The 18,297-nt window shown below is 42.3% G+C and carries 17 protein-coding genes and 1 pseudogene; 13 read left to right on the plus strand and 5 right to left on the minus strand.

Features of this window, described 5'->3' with window-relative positions:
• Positions 1-18: 18 nt before the first annotated feature.
• Positions 19-1,689, minus strand: a pseudogene (ettA, locus tag A6B40_RS09180) (energy-dependent translational throttle protein EttA).
• A 236-nt stretch (positions 1,690-1,925) separates the two neighbouring features.
• On the opposite strand from ettA, the gene rsxA reads away from it, so the two are divergent.
• The 13 genes from rsxA (at position 1,926) to purN (ending at position 14,185) form a co-directional block, all read left to right on the plus strand.
• Positions 1,926-2,507 (plus strand): electron transport complex subunit RsxA, encoded by a 582-nt coding sequence (rsxA, locus tag A6B40_RS09185; RefSeq protein ID WP_176672201.1) that lies wholly within the window; start codon positions 1,926-1,928, stop codon positions 2,505-2,507.
• The gene (gene rsxB, locus A6B40_RS09190; protein WP_025342893.1) at positions 2,507-3,124 is read left to right on the plus strand and encodes an electron transport complex subunit RsxB; all 618 of its coding nucleotides are present in this window, start codon (positions 2,507-2,509) and stop codon (positions 3,122-3,124) included. Before rsxA ends, rsxB begins: the two co-directional genes overlap by 1 nt.
• The gene (gene rsxC, locus A6B40_RS09195; protein ID WP_176672202.1) at positions 3,111-5,171 is read left to right on the plus strand and encodes an electron transport complex subunit RsxC; all 2,061 of its coding nucleotides are present in this window, start codon (positions 3,111-3,113) and stop codon (positions 5,169-5,171) included. The genes rsxB and rsxC overlap by 14 nt, the downstream gene beginning before the upstream one ends.
• Positions 5,164-5,655 (plus strand): GNAT family N-acetyltransferase, encoded by a 492-nt coding sequence (locus A6B40_RS09200; RefSeq protein WP_176672203.1) that lies wholly within the window; start codon positions 5,164-5,166, stop codon positions 5,653-5,655. Before rsxC ends, A6B40_RS09200 begins: the two co-directional genes overlap by 8 nt.
• Entirely contained in the window at positions 5,648-6,283 is a 636-nt protein-coding gene (locus A6B40_RS09205; RefSeq protein ID WP_025216802.1) for a trimeric intracellular cation channel family protein, read from the plus strand. The genes A6B40_RS09200 and A6B40_RS09205 overlap by 8 nt, the downstream gene beginning before the upstream one ends.
• A 39-nt stretch (positions 6,284-6,322) precedes the next feature.
• The gene (gene rsxD, locus A6B40_RS09210) at positions 6,323-7,378 is read left to right on the plus strand and encodes an electron transport complex subunit RsxD (RefSeq protein ID WP_176672204.1); all 1,056 of its coding nucleotides are present in this window, start codon (positions 6,323-6,325) and stop codon (positions 7,376-7,378) included.
• The gene (gene rsxG, locus A6B40_RS09215) at positions 7,378-8,010 is read left to right on the plus strand and encodes an electron transport complex subunit RsxG (protein WP_176672205.1); all 633 of its coding nucleotides are present in this window, start codon (positions 7,378-7,380) and stop codon (positions 8,008-8,010) included. The genes rsxD and rsxG overlap by 1 nt, the downstream gene beginning before the upstream one ends.
• A gap of 8 nt (positions 8,011-8,018) precedes the next feature.
• A complete protein-coding gene (locus A6B40_RS09220) occupies positions 8,019-8,702 on the plus strand; it encodes an electron transport complex subunit E (protein ID WP_176672206.1) in 684 nt (227 codons plus the stop codon).
• 59 nt (positions 8,703-8,761) lie between these two features.
• Entirely contained in the window at positions 8,762-9,724 is a 963-nt protein-coding gene (gene lpxM, locus A6B40_RS09225; protein ID WP_025247383.1) for a lauroyl-Kdo(2)-lipid IV(A) myristoyltransferase, read from the plus strand.
• 186 nt (positions 9,725-9,910) lie between these two features.
• Positions 9,911-10,888 (plus strand): putative oxygenase MesX, encoded by a 978-nt coding sequence (locus A6B40_RS09230; RefSeq protein ID WP_176672207.1) that lies wholly within the window; start codon positions 9,911-9,913, stop codon positions 10,886-10,888.
• A 101-nt stretch (positions 10,889-10,989) separates the two neighbouring features.
• Positions 10,990-12,021 (plus strand): methionine synthase, encoded by a 1,032-nt coding sequence (locus A6B40_RS09235; protein WP_025216808.1) that lies wholly within the window; start codon positions 10,990-10,992, stop codon positions 12,019-12,021.
• A gap of 191 nt (positions 12,022-12,212) precedes the next feature.
• The gene (glyA, locus tag A6B40_RS09240) at positions 12,213-13,475 is read left to right on the plus strand and encodes a serine hydroxymethyltransferase (RefSeq protein WP_025216809.1); all 1,263 of its coding nucleotides are present in this window, start codon (positions 12,213-12,215) and stop codon (positions 13,473-13,475) included.
• Between the two features lie 71 nt (positions 13,476-13,546).
• Positions 13,547-14,185 carry a phosphoribosylglycinamide formyltransferase gene (gene purN, locus A6B40_RS09245; protein ID WP_176672208.1) on the plus strand — a complete coding sequence of 213 codons (639 nt, stop codon included), beginning with the start codon at positions 13,547-13,549 and terminating at the stop codon, positions 14,183-14,185.
• A 68-nt stretch (positions 14,186-14,253) separates the two neighbouring features.
• On the opposite strand, the gene A6B40_RS09250 is transcribed toward purN, so the two are convergent.
• The 4 genes from A6B40_RS09250 to oppB form a co-directional block, all read right to left on the minus strand.
• The gene (locus tag A6B40_RS09250) at positions 14,254-14,652 is read right to left on the minus strand and encodes an ACP-like domain-containing protein (RefSeq protein ID WP_176672209.1); all 399 of its coding nucleotides are present in this window, start codon (positions 14,650-14,652) and stop codon (positions 14,254-14,256) included.
• Between the two features lie 181 nt (positions 14,653-14,833).
• On the minus strand, positions 14,834-16,429 hold the full coding sequence (locus tag A6B40_RS09255) for an ABC transporter ATP-binding protein (protein WP_176672210.1): 1,596 nt from the start codon (positions 16,427-16,429) through the stop codon (positions 14,834-14,836).
• Positions 16,430-16,438: 9 nt separating this feature from the next.
• The gene (gene oppC / locus A6B40_RS09260; protein WP_025216813.1) at positions 16,439-17,338 is read right to left on the minus strand and encodes an oligopeptide ABC transporter permease OppC; all 900 of its coding nucleotides are present in this window, start codon (positions 17,336-17,338) and stop codon (positions 16,439-16,441) included.
• Between the two features lie 10 nt (positions 17,339-17,348).
• On the minus strand, positions 17,349-18,272 hold the full coding sequence (gene oppB / locus A6B40_RS09265) for an oligopeptide ABC transporter permease OppB (RefSeq protein ID WP_025216814.1): 924 nt from the start codon (positions 18,270-18,272) through the stop codon (positions 17,349-17,351).
• Positions 18,273-18,297: the final 25 nt, after the last annotated feature.

The following is an 18,297-nucleotide window of genomic DNA, read 5'->3' on the forward strand; positions in this document are numbered from 1 at the left end:
TTTTTAGTTTATTACGCTTTATTTCGCAATTCGTTTATATTTCACACGATGCGGCTGAGTAGCTGCCTCACCAAAGGTTTTCTTTTTCCACTCTTCGTAGTCGGAGAAGTTACCTTCGTAGAAGGTTACTTTGCCTTCATCGCCGTAGTCTAAAATGTGGGTGGCGATACGGTCTAAGAACCAGCGGTCGTGCGAGATTACCATTGCACAGCCCGGGAATTCTAGGATCGCATTTTCCAACGCACGCAGGGTTTCTACGTCAAGGTCGTTGGTCGGTTCGTCCAATAACAGTACGTTACCGCCACGTTGTAGAAGTTTCGCTAAGTGTAAACGACCACGTTCACCGCCCGATAATTCGCCTACTCGTTTTTGTTGATCGACGCCTTTGAAGTTGAAACGCCCAACATAAGCACGGCTTGGGATTTCAAAGTTGCCGATATTGAGAATATCTTGTCCGTTAGAGACTTCTTCCCATACGGTTTTCTTATCGCCCATCGCATCACGGAACTGATCTACGCTTGCCAATACAACCGTTTCGCCCATTACGATAGAACCGCTGTCCGGCTGTTCTTGACCTGAAAGCATACGGAATAAGGTCGATTTACCCGCACCATTCGCCCCGATAATGCCGACAATCGCCCCTTTCGGAATGCTGAATGACAAATCGTCAATCAAAGTGCGGTCGCCGTAAGATTTGGTTAAGTTTTGCACCTCAATCACTTTATCGCCTAGGCGTGGGCCTGGTGGAATAAAGAGTTCGTTGGTTTCATTACGTTTTTGGTATTCGCCGCTGTTAAGCTCTTCAAAGCGTGCCATACGAGCCTTGCTCTTTGCTTGACGACCTTTTGGATTTTGACGAACCCACTCCAACTCTTTCTCAATGGATTTTTGACGAGCAGATTCCGCTGCTTACTCCTGGGCAAGACGTTTTTCTTTCTGCTCCAACCAAGAAGAGTAGTTGCCTTCCCAAGGAATGCCCTCACCACGGTCAAGCTCTAAGATCCAGCCTGCTACGTTATCCAAGAAGTAACGGTCGTGGGTAATCGCTACCACAGTGCCCTCGTAGTCGTGTAAGAAGCGTTCTAACCACGCCACAGACTCAGCATCCAGGTGGTTGGTTGGTTCGTCTAACAACAACATATCCGGTTTTTCGAGTAATAAACGGCAAAGTGCCACACGGCGACGTTCGCCCCCTGACAAATGCTCGATTTTTGCATCCCAATCCGGTAAGCGTAATGCGTCTGCTGCACGTTCTAATTGGTTTTGTAAATTATGACCATCGTGAGCTTGGATAATCGCTTCCAGCTCCGCTTGTTTGGCGGCTAATTTGTCGAAATCGGCATTTTCATCAGCGTATTGAGCATAAACTTCATCAAGCTGAGTTAAAGCGTTTTTCACTTCTGCTACTGCTTCTTCTACCGCTTCACGCACCGTTTGTTGCGGATCGAGCTTCGGCTCTTGCGGCAAGTAGCCGATTTTAATCCCCGGCTGCGGGCGAGCTTCACCCTCAAACTCTTTATCCACGCCTGCCATAATGCGAAGTAAAGTTGATTTACCCGCACCGTTTAAACCAAGCACCCCGATTTTCGCACCTGGGAAAAAGCTCAGGGAAATATCTTTCAGAATATGACGCTTCGGTGGCACAACTTTGCCGACTCGGTGCATCGTATAGACAAATTGACTTGACATTGTTCGTATTCCTCACAAAAAAATTCTCCCTATTTTACTTGAATTTTACCTTGAAATATAGGGCAGTTTTTGGCTTAAAAAAGTACTTCCGATTTCTTATTGTGAATGAAGCAAAAACAGGGGATAATATCACGTTATTTTTTATTGAAATTTTCATAGCAAGCGGTCGAATTTTGCTAACATTTTGCAAAAAACAGACAAATTTAACCGCTTGTTCTCTTTATGTTGTGGAATCTATGGTCGATTATATTCTGTTAATCATCAGCACGGCACTTATTAACAACTTTGTCCTTGTGAAATTTCTAGGGCTTTGTCCGTTTATGGGAGTGTCGAAAAAGGTTGAAACCGCTATTGGGATGGGGCTTGCGACCACTTTTGTGCTGACTGTCGCTTCTCTTTCTGCCTATTTGCTTGAAACCTACTTACTTGTGCCTCTAAACGCACAGTTTTTACGCACACTAGTGTTTATTTTAGTGATTGCGGTAATCGTGCAATTAACCGAGATGATCGTACACAAGACTAGCCCAACACTTTACCGCCTATTAGGGATTTATTTACCGCTTATTACCACCAACTGTGCGGTGCTTGGGGTCGCATTATTAAATGTGAATTTAGCTAATAACTTAGTGGAGTCTGTGCTTTATGGCTTTGGTGCAGCGGCAGGTTTTTCATTAGTGTTAGTCTTATTTGCTGCCTTGCGTGAACGTTTGGCAGCTGCTAGTGTGCCTCGACCATTCCAAGGGGCCTCTATTGCGTTAATCACCGCAGGCTTGATGTCGCTTGCCTTTATGGGCTTTACAGGATTGGTGAAACTCTAATGCTTGATTTACCAATTATCGCTTATATCCTTATCGCTATCGCTTTTATCGCACTGATTTTCGGGGCGATTTTGGGCTATTCCTCCATAAAATTAAAAGTTGAAGCTGATCCAATTGTTGAACAAATTGATGCTTTATTACCACAGAGCCAATGCGGGCAATGTGGTTATCCGGGTTGTAAACCTTACGCAGAAGCCATTGCTAACGGTGATGTAATTACAAAATGTGTACCGGGCGGTCAGCCTTTAGTGGTTAATCTTGCCGAACTTTTAGGAGTAGAAGTGCCACCGATGGAAGGAATGGAAGAGCCTGAGGTTAAAGTAGCGTTTGTGATTGAAAATCTTTGCATTGGTTGCACTAAATGTATTCAGGCTTGCCCTGTGGATGCGATTATCGGCACCAATAAGGCAATGCACACCATCATACCTGATCTCTGTACAGGTTGTGAGCTTTGCGTTGCTCCTTGCCCGACCAACTGTATTGAAATGATTCCGGTTAAACAAACCACGCAGTCGTGGAACTGGAAGTTTGACCAAAATTTAATTATTCCTGTGGTAAATACAACCGAATTACAGAAAAGATTAGTGACTGGCGGAGGCAAAAATGAGCAATCCTAATTTAGTGATTGAACGAATCCGCCAAAATAAAGAAATAGGCAAACTGTGGGATTTCCCGGGTGGTATCCACCCAATGGAAAATAAAAGCCAATCTAACAGCAAACCAATTAGAACGCTAAATTTACCTCGCTTTTTCTATGTGCCAGTGGTGCAACATTCAGGCTGGCCAGGAGAATTATTGGTTAAAGTTGGGGATTTGGTGCTAAAAGGACAGCCACTCACAAAAGGCGAAAATTATCGCCAATTACCCGTTCACAGCCCAACATCAGGACGAGTGATTGGTATTGAGCCTTATATTTCCACCCACGCTTCAGGCTTGCCTGAAATGACGATTATCATCGAAACCGATGGCAAAGATGAATGGGTAGAACGCCAGCCAATTGAAGATTTCTTAAGCCTTACAAGCGATCAAATTATTCAAAAAGTTTACCAATACGGCATTGCCGGCTTAGGTGGAGCGGTGTTTCCAACTGCAACAAAATTAAGCCTTGCGGATAAACGCTGCAAATTGCTTGTGATTAACGGGGCAGAATGTGAGCCTTACATCACTTGTGATGATCGATTAATGCAAGATTATACCCGCGATCTGATTGAAGGCATTCGGATCTTGCGTTATGTGCTTCGCCCTGAAGAAGTAGTGATTGCGATTGAAGATAACAAACCGCATGCCATTAAAGCCTTAGAAGATGCCTTAAAAGGCTCGAATGATATGTTTGTGCGAGCTATTCCGACTAAATATCCGTCTGGGGCGTCTGATCAGCTAATTCAAGTTTTAACAGGGCTTGAAATCCCTGCGGGGCAACGCACGATTCAAATGGGTATTGTAATGCACAATGTCGGCACAGCGTATGCAATTAAACGTGCGATTATTGATGATGAGCCGTTAATTGAGCGAGTAGTTACGCTTACGGGCGATAAAATTCGCAATAAAGGTAACGTATGGGCAAGACTCGGTACGCCAATTCAGCACCTATTAGAGCAGGTGGACTACCAAGCAGATAAACGATTCCCCGTGTTTTTAGGCGGGCCGATGATGGGCTTTATTCTGCCTTCGTTGCAGGCACCTGTTACCAAAACGGTAAACTGTTTGATTGCTCCAGATCATTTTGAATACGCACCGCCTGAGCCAGAGCGTAGCTGTATTCGTTGTTCAAACTGTTCTGACGCTTGCCCTGTTGGCTTATTACCACAACAGCTTTATTGGTTTGCTCGTGCAGAAGATCACGATAAATCCAAAGAATACAATTTGGATTCTTGCATTGAGTGTGGTGTTTGTGCCTACGTTTGCCCAAGCTATATTCCGCTCATTCAATACTTCCGCCAAGAAAAAGCGAAAATCTTTGAGATCGAGGAAAAAGCACGCAAGGCAGAAGAAGCGAAAATCCGATTTGAGGCGAGAGAAGCCCGTTTACAAAAAGAGCGAGATGCTCGAACAGCTCGTATTACTAAAGCTGCTGAAAAACGTCGTGAAGAAGTGGCAAATGCAGGTGGGGTTGATCCTGTAAAAGCAGCTCTTGAACGTTTGAAAGCGAAAAAAGCATCGGAGGCTGTGGCAGAAGCTCCAGAAGTACAAGCAAAACCTAACGGCGAGCCTGATAACAGCGATTTAATGGCACAACGCAGAGCTAGACGTTTAGCCAAACAGGCAGAGCAAGCGATCGAAAAATCGGAAAATATTGCAAACGTTGAAACTGAAGGTACAAGCGATGCAGAAACTGATCCACGCAAAGCGGCAGTTGCTGCGGCATTAGCCCGAGCAAAAGAGAAAAAAGCCGCTCAACAAGCGGTTGACAAATCGGAAAATATTGCAAACAGCGAAGCTGAAATTACCGAAGCAGATCCACGCAAAGCCGCTGTAGCCGCCGCACTAGCCCGAGCAAAAGCGAAAAAAGCTGCTCAACAAGCGGTCGAAAAATCAGAAAATATTGCAAATAGTGAAACAGGAATTGCGGACAATACTGAAACCGATCCACGTAAAGCAGCCGTAGCTGCTGCAATCGCTCGAGCTAAAGCCAAAAAATCAGCATTGGAGAAAAGTGATGTTTAGATTAGCCAGAGAAGCTGATTTCCCAACCATTTTGGCGATTTATAACCAAGTCATCGAGCGCCGCACCGTGACGGCAGATCTCGTTGCTGCGACAAAGGAAAGCCGCCGAGAATGGTTCGATTTCCACCGTGCCAGCGAAAAATACCCGATTTGGGTGTATGAACAACAGGGCGAAATCCTTGGTTGGTGCAGCCTCTCGCCATTTCACTCCCGAGTAGCTTATGATGGCACGGCGGAAATCAGCTTCTACCTAGACAGCAACGCTCAAGGCAGAGGTTTAGGCAAAATGTGCGTGGAGTTTGTGATTGACAAAATGCCCAAACACGGCTTACACACGCTGGTAGCGTTAGTGTTTGGCAACAATGCCGCAAGTTTGGGCTTACTGAAAAAATGTGGTTTTTCCGAATGGGGTAAATTGCCTCAAGTGGCGGATATGCAAAGCCATTTTGAAGATTTAGTGCTACTGGGATACAAAAATGTTTAGCGAATTATTTCCACCGCAGCCTTGGTCGTTCCTGTTTATTCAGGATCTGATTGGGACGATTGTGTTTGCGATTTCAGGGGCAATCGCCGCCCGCCAGCACAAAATGGATATTTTCGGTATGTTTATTTTGGCTTTTGTGACCGGCGTCGGTGGCGGCACGCTGCGAGATATGATGATCGGCTCAACCCCGGTGTTTTGGATGAAACAGCCGATTTATGTGCTGATGATCTCCATTGCGGTGGTGATTACGGCGATTTTCCGTAATCAAATTCCTCGCAAAAGTTGGCAAACCAGCCTGCTGGTGTTTGATGCCATCGGGCTTGGTGTGTTCACCGTAATCGGTGTACAAAAAGGCTTAGATTTCGGGCTGCACCCCTTAATTTGTATCGCCCTCGGCGGCGTAACCGGCTGTTTCGGTGGTGTCATTCGGGATATTCTCCGCAACGAAGTGCCGATTGTGCTACAAAAAGAAGTTTATGTAACGGCAAGCTTGATTGGCGGCGTGATTTTTGTAATGGCAAATTCATTTGGGCTAGAAAGTGATTGGGTTTATCTCGCTACCGTTTTCACCGTGATTATTATCCGCTTATTAGCAATTCGGTTTAATTTGAATTTGCCAAAGGTTTAATTAGATCTTTTCTTATTTTTTATAAAAAGGCTTATATTAATGTTCAAAATTGTAAGTTCCCCACATACCCATTCAAGTAATCTCACTGCCAATATTATGTTGTGGGTGATTGCGATGATGTTACCCGCACTTGGGGTTCAGCTTTATTATTTCGGTTTTGGGGTGCTAATCCAAATTGTGATTGCGATTGTGTTGGCAATTATCATTGAAGTGGGAATTGCAAAATTACGCAAAAAAACGACCGCTTTCTATTTGGCGGATATGTCGGGCATTTTAACCGCATTGATTTTAGCAATGTCGATCCCACCTTATGCTCCTTATTGGATTATCGTCATTGGCGTTATAGCTGCTCTGTTACTAGCAAAACACAGTTATGGCGGCTTAGGGCAGAATCTGTTTAATCCTGCAATGATCGGTTATGCGTTATTATTGGTTTCCTTCCCTGTGCAGATGACTTCTTGGATTGTGCCGATTGATTTGTTAAATGAGCCACCTACATTTAGTGATGCAATTTCATTAATTTTCAGTGGAGTAACCAGCGATGGTTTTAGCCTTCACCAATTAGTGAGTAGCGTTGATGGCATCGCACAAGCCACACCGTTAGACAGTATGAAAAGCAGTTTATCCAAATCGGGTTTCGACGCTGTAATGAATACACCGATTTTTAACGGATTATTTGCAACAGGTTGGCTACAACTTAATATTGCTTTTTTATTAGGCGGGCTTGTGCTGATTTATAAACGCATTATCCACTGGCAAATCCCCGTTTCAATGCTGGCAGTGTTTATTGTGTTAAGCGGAGTAACTGAGTTAGTAACCGAACAAGAACATCTTAATTTTATCAGCCATTTATTCAGTGGTGCGATGATGTTCGGGGCATTTTTTATTGCAACCGATCCTGTCAGTGCCTCTATTACACCTAAAGGAAAACTGATTTTCGGGGCGTTGGTCGGCATTCTGCTCTATGTTATTCGCTATTACGGCAATTACCCTGATGCGATTGCATTTTCCGTCTTACTGGCAAATATCTGCGTACCGTTAATCGACCACTACACACAACCAAGACTTTACGGTACAAAATTGGATAGAAAATAATGAATACCTCAAAAATCACGTTAAAATATGCCCTAATTTTAGGTTTAATTGCGTTGTTAAGTACCGCAGTTTCCACCGGTGTGTATCTGCTTACTAAAAGCAGAATTGATGATGTAACAGCAATGCAACAGCGTAAATTATTAGAAGAAGTTGTGCCAAAAACCTATTTTGATAACGATGTTTTAGCCACTTGTAAAATGATTGAGTTAGAAAATCACACTTACTTAAATCGTCTTTATTTTGCAAAAAAATCGGAAAAAACGACCGCTTACTTAATTCAAAGTACCGCACCGGATGGTTATTCAGGCAACATCGTATTATTAATGGGTATAGAACCAAATGGTAATCTGTTAGGTGTTCGTACCCTTGAACATAAAGAAACACCGGGCTTGGGCGATAAAATTGAAACCCGTGTGTCAGACTGGATTTTATCTTTCACCAATAAACATTTTAGCTTAGAAAATGAAGCAGAGTGGAATGTGAAAAAAGATGGCGGACAATTCGACCAATTCACTGGTGCTACCATTACTCCTCGTGCAGTAGTGAATAATATCCGCCAAAGTGCAAAATGGGTGATTACCGAACTTGTACAAAATCCGCAAATGATCGACCAATTTAAAGAGTGTAGATAGGGGCAATAATGGAAAGAGAAAACCAAATCCCTGTAGCCAATATTGAAGCAGAACCTAAACAGGCAGCAGTGTGGAAAGATCTGTTTGCCGATGGTGTGTGGAAAAATAACGGTGCGTTAGTCCAATTATTAGGGCTTTGCCCTTTGTTAGCGGTTTCAAATAGCGTAACCAATGCGTTAGGCCTGGGCTTAGCGACAATGTTTGTGCTGATTTGCACTAATGTAACGGTATCGCTTTTCCGTAAAATTACACCGCACGATATCCGCATTCCAATTTATGTGATGATTATTGCAACGGTTGTAACGGCAGTACAGCTTCTAATGAATGCTTTTGCATTCCCTGTGTATCAATCGCTAGGTATTTTTATTCCGCTGATTGTGACTAACTGTATTGTGATTGGGCGAGCTGAAGCCTACGCCTCGAAAAATGAAGTCAAATTCTCCGCCTTTGACGGTTTTTCAATGGGGCTAGGAATGACATTAAGCCTTGTGGTGTTAGGAGCGTTGCGTGAGATTCTTGGTAATGGAACGCTTTTCTATGGTTTAGATTTATTATTTGGCGACTGGGCAAAAGCACTCTATATTGACGTATTGCATATTGATTCAGGTTTGCTGCTTGCAATTTTACCACCTGGAGCTTTTATCGGGCTTGGGGTGATATTGGCGGTGAAGAATATTATTGATAAGAGATAAGATTTCGTTACTTTTCTTTGCACAAGCAAAGAAAAGTGACAAATAAAGAGGAATACAGAATGACAAGAATTACCGCTCAAGACGGTTACACACACAAATTCCGATGGTCTTTTCTCCACCCAAAGTATTGGGGCGTGTGGTTAGGCGTATTGGGGCTTGTGATTTTGGCATATGTGCCGGCAAGAATAAGAGATAAATTTTCTACTTTTGTAGGTAAAACTGCCTATAAATACCTTAAAAAGAAAAATAAAAAAGGCTATCATCGGGCAAAAGTGAACTTGCGTTACTGCTTTCCGCATTGGAGTGAGCAAAAGCGTGAAGAAGTGGTGGAGAAAATGTTTATCACGGTGGCTCAAACGATGTTAGCAATTGGTGAAACGGCAATCCGCCCAGTGTCGTATTTACAAAAACGTTGTGAATTTACAGGTTTTGAATATGTGGTAAAAGCCAAAGAGAGCGGAAAAAACGTGATTATGCTTGTGCCACACACTTGGTCGATTGATATGGCGGGGGTGGCAATGTTCTCGTTAGGCTATCCTATGACCTCAATGTACAATCCACACCGCAATGCGTTAGTTGATTGGCTGTGGAACATTACCCGAGAGCGTTTAGGTGGGCGAATGCACACTCGCCAAAATGGCATTAAAGCCTTTTTAGCGGATGTACGCAAAGGCGATGTTGGTTACTTCTTGCCTGATGAAGATTTCGGTGAGGAATTAAGTGTGTATGCGGATTTTTTTGCAACCGAAAAAGCAACCCTTCCTGGTTTGAATAAAATGGCGAGGGTGGCAAATGCGGAAGTGATCCCGATGTTCTCGAACTATAATGCCGATAAAGCAAAATATGAGATGGAAATTTTACCACCACTTGAATTTTCTGGCGATCCTGTTCAATCCGCCCGAGAAATGAACCGTGTGATTGAATACTTTGTGGAGAAAAACCCAGAGCAATATGTTTGGATCCTACGACTACTCAAAACTAGACGAAATGGGGAAGATATTTATAAAAAAGTTGGACTATAACAAGATAAATAAAAAGAAATAAGGGCGAACTAATAGTGTTCGCCTTTTTTATCCTCGAATATTCTTTAGAATGCAATATGAAATTTATTCATATTAAACTTCAAAACATATCATTTTTATTCAATGAGAATTTGTGGTTCAATAAGTCATCTCAGCAACAATAAGAACTCAAAAGGAGACGTTAAGATGAGCACAAATTTCAAATGCCGACTACACACACTTGAATTTACCGAAAACTATGAACCGGCAAACAATACCCGTTTAACAACTAACTTTGCGAATCTTGCACGTGGCGAAAACCGCAAGCAAAATCTACAAAATGTGATTGCGATGATCAATAAGCGTTTCAACGATTTAGCGAATTGGGATAACCCATCAGCAGCTCGTTATGCGGTGAAATTAGACATTGTGTCTATGGATATTGACATTGAAGGTAAAGGTGAGTTTTTCCCTGCGTTAGAGTGGTTAAAAACCTCAGTGGTTGATCATAAAGTTGGTAAAACCCTTGATGGTATTCTAGGTAACAGTTTCTCTTCATTTGTACGTGATTACGATTTTAGCGTATTACTGCTTGATTTCAACAAAGATAAACCGAACTTTACTGTGCCAGAGGGCTACGGTGATTTACATGGTAAGCTGTATAAGTACTTGTTAGCATCAGCGGAGTACAAATCCCAATTTAAGAAAGCTCCAGTCCTCTGCTTAAGTGTGGCAACTACTCGTACTTACCATAAAACTACTAACATTCATCCAGTTTTAGGTGTGGAGTATGTGCAAAACGACTATTCATTAACCGATGAATACTTTGCAAAAATGGGATTAAAAGTGCGTTACTTTATGCCACCAAAATCAGTCGCACCTTATGCATTCTATTTTGCTGAAACAGCAGATCTGTTAAATGATTACAGTAACTTAGAATTGATTAGCACCATTGCAACAATGGAGGCATTCCAAAAAATTTACCGTCCGGAAATTTATAATGCGAACTCTGTGGCAGGCGAAACTTACAAACCAAGCCTGACTTATGACGATTACTCTTTAACCAAAGTAGAATACGATCGTGTTGAACGCACACAGTTGGCTATTCAGCAAGGTAAATATGCTGAAGAGTATTTCATAAAGCCGTACAAAGCGATTTTAGATGCTTGGGTGTACGATAAATAAACGAATGTCACTGTTAGGTCAGGTTCTGTGCCGACCGTAATACTTAATATTGGGCGGGAACAGGGCTCGCTCTTACGCATTTTATATAGGAAAACAAAATTATGAGCAAAATCCTTCTCCCAACGTCCACTGCTGGCAGTTTACCAAAACCTACTTGGCTTGCCGAGCCTGAAAAGCTTTGGTCTGAATGGAAATTCAGCGGTAGTGAATTATTACAAGCAAAAAGAGATGCTCTTTTAGTTTCACTTGCTGAACAAACAGCAGCAGGCATTGATATCGTGAGTGATGGTGAACAAACTCGCCAACATTTTGTAACTACTTTTATTGAGCATTTAAACGGTGTAGATTTTAACAAGCGTGAAACTGTCCGCATTCGTAATCGTTACGATGCCAGCGTGCCAACCGTGGTAGGTGCAGTTTCTCGCCCTAAATCAGTCTTCGTTGAAGATGCAAAATTCCTTCGAGCTCATACTGATAAGCCAATCAAATGGGCATTGCCGGGCCCGATGACAATGATCGACACTCTGTACGATGCTCACTATAAAAGCCGTGAAAAATTAGCGTGGGAATTTGCCAAAATTCTAAACGAAGAAGCAAAAGAGTTAGAAGCAGCAGGGGTGAACATTATTCAATTTGATGAACCTGCGTTTAACGTATTCTTTGATGAATTAAACGATTGGGGCGTTGCAGCTCTTGAACGAGCTATCGAAGGCTTAAAATGCGAAACTGCGGTGCATATCTGCTACGGCTACGGTATTAAAGCCAATACGGACTGGAAACAAACGCTTGGTTCAGAATGGCGGCAATACGAGGAGAGTTTCCCGAAATTACAACAATCTAAAATTGATATTGTCTCGCTTGAATGTCAGAACTCTAAAGTACCAATGGATTTAATTGAACTTATTCGTGGTAAAAAAGTAATGGTGGGAGCAATTGATGTGGCTACCAATGTAATTGAAACGCCAGAACAAGTAGCAGATACATTGCGTAAAGCATTACAATTTGTTGATGCCGATAAGCTCTATCCTTGCACTAATTGTGGTATGGCTCCACTTTCTCGTGAAGTCGCTCGTGGTAAGCTCAATGCACTTAGTCAAGGTGCAGCAATAATTAGAGCAGAATTGGCGGGTTAGAAAAGCGAAATTACTGTCTTACAAGCGGTTATATTTTGTAAAATGTTTACAAAATATAACCGCTTGTTGCTTTCTGCTTTTATAGGAATATGATTATTTAAATTAATACTATCTATTAGATTAAAAAATGCGTAAAATATCGGTAAATCAACTTACGCAAACGTTTACTTAAGCTTTATAGGAGTCCAACAATGTTAAAACGTGATATGAATATCGCAGATTATGATGCTGTTTTATGGCAGGCTATCCAAGATGAAGATCGTCGCCAAGAAGAACATATTGAGTTAATTGCATCAGAAAATTATGCAAGCCCACGTGTAATGCAAGCTCAAGGTTCACAATTGACAAATAAATATGCTGAGGGATATCCAGGTAAACGTTATTATGGCGGTTGTGAGTATGTGGATATTGTTGAACAATTAGCTATTGATCGTGCTAAAGAGCTATTTGGTGCTGATTATGCTAATGTGCAGCCGCATTCTGGCTCGCAAGCAAATGCCGCAGTATATATGGCGTTATTAAATCCGGGCGATACGATTTTAGGAATGAGTTTGGCTCACGGTGGGCATTTAACACACGGTGCTTCAGTCAGTTTTTCCGGCAAAATCTATAAAGCGGAGCAATATGGTATTACCGCAGAAGGCTTAATTGATTACGATGCATTGCGTAAGCAAGCTCAAGAAGTTAAGCCAAAAATGATTGTGGCTGGTTTCTCTGCTTATTCTCAAGTGATTGATTGGGCAAAAGTGCGTGAAATTGCTGATGAAGTAGGTGCTTACTTATTTGTGGATATGGCACACGTTGCAGGTTTAATCGCAGCTGGAGTTTACCCAAATCCACTTCCACACGCACATGTTGTTACAACTACAACACATAAAACATTAGCCGGTCCTCGCGGTGGTTTAATTTTATCTGCTTGTGGCGATGAAGAAATCTATAAAAAACTACAGTCTGCGGTATTCCCGGCAGGTCAAGGTGGTCCGTTAATGCACGTTATTGCAGCAAAAGCGGTTTGCTTTAAAGAAGCATTAGAGCCTGAATTTAAAGCCTACCAACAACAAGTAGTAAAAAATGCAAAAGCAATGGTGGAAGTATTTAAACAACGTGGCTTTGAAGTTGTTTCTAACGGAACGGAAAATCATTTATTCCTAGTAAGTTTTGTAAAACAAGGCTTAACTGGTAAAGCGGCAGATGCAGCTTTAGGTGCAGCAAATATCACGGTAAATAAAAACTCAGTACCAAACGATCCACAAAAACCATTTGTAACATCAGGTATCCGTGTAGGTACACCATCTGTTACCCGTCGTGGCTTTAAAGAAGCAGACGTAACCGCACTAGCCGGTTGGATGTGTGATGTATTGGAAAGTATCGGTAAAGACAATCACGAACAAGTGATTGCAGAGACGAAAGCGAAAGTATTAGATATCTGTAAACGTTTACCAGTTTACGCATAATGAATTAAATAGACTGACAAGCGGTGATATTTTCATAAAATATTACCGCTTTTAATTTATTTGGTGATGAAATGAAAAAGTTTGTTGTATTAATTTCAGGTAATGGTTCAAATTTACAATCAATTATTGATAAACAAAATTTAGGGCAAATAAGTGGGAAAATTTGTGGTGTAATCAGTAATAAAGCCGATGCTTATGGACTTGTTCGAGCGAAAAATGAAGGCATTCCAACCTTTGTATTCTCTCGTAAAGATTATAAAAGTAATCTAGAAATGGATCTAGCGATTGCTGAGCAAATCGAGCGGTTAGGAGCAGGGTTAATCGTGCTTGCAGGCTATATGAAGATTTTAACGCCTGAGTTTACCCAACGTTTTGAGGGGAAAATTCTAAACATTCATCCTTCATTATTACCAAAATATCCAGGATTAAATACTTATCAAAGAGCGATAGAAGCGGGCGATTCTGAGCACGGGACAACCATTCATTTTGTAAATGAAGAGGTTGATGCTGGGGCGGTTGTACTGCAAGCAAAAGTACCTATTTATCCTGATGATGAAGTTGAAGATGTTATGGGGCGTGTTGTTGAACAAGAACATCAATATTATCCACTGGTTATTGAATGGTTCTGTTCGGGGCGCTTGGTGGTTAAAGATGGAAAAGCTTATTTAGATGGGAAAAAATTATCAGTAACAGGATATGCTGAAGAATAAAACCTTATTCCTAAGAATAAGGTTTTTTACCTAGTGTTTTAGAGTGTTAAGGGCTTTTAAACCAAGCCTTAGTTTTTTCTTGGTTTGCAGAATTTATATAAAATTTCACTTGAAGGGCTTTGAATACTCATTTCCACTTTGCGGTGGTTGTCGAACTCCATTGGGTCACCGTAAAGACTAAAATTATTTTCATCACCGAAGTTAGTGCCGGTTGCATCCGTTGTATTTAAGTTAATCGGCATAAAACGGGTTTTTCCGTTTAATTTTGCCTCTGCATAAGTTGGAATCCCTTGCTTATTAAAGCCGTACTTAACTGTTACCTTCCTACCATTTTGACAGCTGTATTTGACTGTTGACGTTTTTACTGTGCTTTCGTGAGCTTCTCTTGGATCGCTTTGCTCTCCGGCTGCATGGGCGAAACCACTAACCATCATTGCTGCTGTTGCGATCATCATTAATTTTTTCATAAAGTTTCCTTTTAAATATTGAGATGATATATTATCTAATGTGCTAGATAACCATACCTATTGGAGTATAGAATTTCATAAAAGTTCCAATATTTAGCGATATAGTCTATAAAAATAAGAAATAGAATGATTTTCTATAAAACAAAAAACCTTATTTTGATTAAAATAAGGTTTTTTTAATTTACAAATTAGACGCCAAAATTAACCGCTTGGTGTACTCTTGTTGTGGGGCGTTGAAGATCTGTTTCACATCGCCGCTTTCTACAATGTCGCCTTGGCTCATTACGAGCACTCGGTCACTTAAGGCTCGGATCACGGCGAGATCGTGGCTGATGAAAATATAGCTTAAGCCATATTTTTTCTGTAAGCGGTTGAGTAGTTCGATCACGGTGATTTGGGTAGAGCGGTCAAGGGCGGAGGTTGGCTCGTCCAGCAACACAAATTTTGGTTCTAAAATAATCGCTCTGGCAATCGCAATACGTTGGCGTTGTCCGCCGGAAAACTCGTGCGGATAGCGGTTGATCATCGCAGGGTTTAAATTCACCTCTTCCAAAATTTTCATCACTTTTTCACGGCGTTCGGCTTTGCTCATTTGCGGATAATGCACGGTTAAGCCTTCGGCGATGATTTCGCCCACGGTTAAGCGTGGCGAAAGCGAGTTGAACGGATCTTGGAACACCATTTGCATATCTTTTTTCAGTGCTTGGTGTTCGGCTTTATTCAATTTAGCGAGGGTTTTGTCGGCAAAAGTGAGATTGCCTCGGTAATCCAAAATTTGCATAATCGCACGCCCGAGCGTAGATTTGCCCGAGCCCGATTCCCCCACAATGCCGAGGGTTTCGCCGGTTTTGAGCTCAAGCGAAATCGATTTCAACGCATTGAACACCTTTTTCGGCTTGCCGAATAGCGAGCGTTTTAAGATGTAATCCACCTCGATATTTTCTGCTCGAATCAGTGTTGGAGCATTTGCCGGCAATTCGCCTTTGAGATTATCGGGAATTGGGGTTAGCAGCTCTTGAGTGTAAGGGTGCTGTGGATTTGTGAACACTTGCTCGGTTTCGCCACGCTCAATGATTTCGCCGCTTTGCATTACGCAGACGAAATCGCTGTATTTATGCACCAAACGCAAGTCGTGGGAAATCAGGATAATCGCCATTCCCATATCACGCTGTAAATCGTGCATTAAATCCAAAATTTCGGCTTGAGTTGTCACGTCTAAAGCAGTGGTTGGCTCATCGGCAATCAGCAAATCAGGTTTGTTGATAATTGCCATTGCGATCATAATCCGCTGTAGCTGACCGCCCGAAAATTCGTGCGGATAGCACACCATTTTCTTTTCAGCGTCAGGAATTTTTACTTTCTGTAAGGTTTCCAATACCAATTTTTCGGCTTGAGCATTGGTAATTTGTGGATTATGCGTTTGAATTGCTTCTGCCACTTGTTTTCCGATAGGCAGATAAGGGTTGAGCGAGGTCATCGGCTCTTGGAAAATCATACCAATACGATCACCTCGAATCGCTTGCATTGACTTTTCGGACAGCGAGAGTAGCTCCTGCTCTTCAAAAATAATGCTGGAATTTTCGCCGAATTTCACAATGTTTTTCGGCAAAAGTTGCATAATCGCCATTGAGGTGACGGATTTACCCGAGCCGGACTCGCCCACAATAGCCAGGGTTTGCCCTTTTTCAATCGAGAAAGAGACATTACGCACTGCGTGCACCAACTCTTCGTCCGTTTTTAAATAAACATCGAGATTTTTAACTTCTAATAATTTCATTTTCAACCTCTATTTATCTTTTGGATCGAGGGCATCACGCAAGCCATCACCAATAAAATTAAAACAAAACAGCGTTAAACATAGGAAAAAAGCAGGGAAGGCGAGCAACCACGGCGAGGTTTCCATTTGTGCCGCACCATCGCTTAATAACGCTCCCCAGCTACTCATCGGCTCTTGTGTGCCAAGCCCTAAGAAGCTCAGGAAAGACTCAAATAAAATCAAAGACGGCACTTCAAGAGAGGCATAAACCACCACCAAGCCCAGCACGTTTGGCACAATGTGTCGCCAAATAATTTGACGGCGAGAGACGCCACACACAATGGCGGCTTCCACAAACTCTTTATTTTTCAGGGAAAGGGTTTGTCCACGCACAATACGGGCGAGGTTCAGCCACGCTACCATTCCGATAGCAATAAAAATCAGGAAAATATTTTGCCCGAAGAAGGTAACAAGTAAAATCACGAAGAACATAAATGGGAATGAGCTTAAAATTTCGAGAAAACGCATCATCACCATATCGACTTTACCGCCGAAATAGCCGGAAATCGCCCCGTAAATAGTGCCGATAATCACCGCAATTAATGCACCAGCAATGCCGACCATTAATGAAATGCGTCCGCCTATTGCCACACGCACTAATAAATCTCGCCCAGACGAATCTGTGCCGAAATAGTGTTGAGATTCAAAATCCGGAGGAATACCCATCATATTCCAGTCGGTATCTTCATAGCTAAACGGCATTAGCATTGGGGCAAAGGTGATAAATAATAGGATACAAAACAGAATCGCCAGACTTGCCACCGCAGCTTTGTTTCGGAAAAAACGGCGGCGGGCATCTTGCCATAAACTTCTTCCTTGAACGGTTGCGGTTAGCTCAACAAGCGGTTGATTTTCAGTAGAATTTTGCATTTTCCGCTCCTTATGAGTAACGAATTTTCGGGTCGATCACCGCATATAAAATATCGACAATCGCATTGAATAAAATGGTGAGGGTGCCGACTAAAATCGTCAGGCTCAACACTAATGAATAGTCACGGTTTAACGCCCCATTCACGAAAAGCTGCCCGATGCCTGGCAAGCCAAACACGCTTTCAATTACCATTGAGCCGGTAATAATGCCCACGAATGCAGGGCCTAAATAGGTAATCACCGGTAACAGAGCAGGGCGGAGGGCATGTTTAAAGATGATTTTATTCATCGGCAAACCTTTAGCTTTGGCGGTGCGAATGAAGTTTGAGTGCAGCACTTCAATCATTGAGCCACGAGTGATACGGGCGATACCTGCCACATAGCTGATAGTAAGAGAAAGCACCGGCAGCACCATATAATAGAGCTGACCGCCGTTCCAGCCACCGGCAGGCAGCCATTTGAGGTAAATCGCAAAGACAAGAACTAAAAGCGGAGCGAAGACGAAGCTTGGCATAATAATGCCCGTCATCGAAAAGCCCATCACCCAATAATCCCACTTACTATTTTGTTTGAGAGCTGCCACCGTGCCAGCGGTTAGCCCAATCGCCACCGCAAAAATAAAAGCGGTAATGCCGAGTTTGATTGAAACAGGAAAGGCAGAAGCAATCAGGTTATTTACCGACTGATCTTTATATTTGAAAGAGGGGCCGAAATCGCCTTTCGCCAAGTTTTCCATATAGATGAAATATTGCTTGTAGAGAGGCTCGTTCATATGGTATTTCGCCTCAATGTTCGCCATCACTTCGGGCGGATAGGCTTTTTCGCTGGTAAACGGACTGCCGGGAGCAAGCCGCATTAGGAAAAAAGAAAAGGTAATCAGAATAAACAGGGTTGGAATCGCCTCAAGAAGACGTTTAAAGATAAACTTCAGCATAAACACCACTCTTTTTAGTTATTTT

Source organism: Mannheimia varigena, assembly GCF_013377235.1.
Lineage (GTDB): Bacteria > Pseudomonadota > Gammaproteobacteria > Enterobacterales > Pasteurellaceae > Mannheimia > Mannheimia varigena.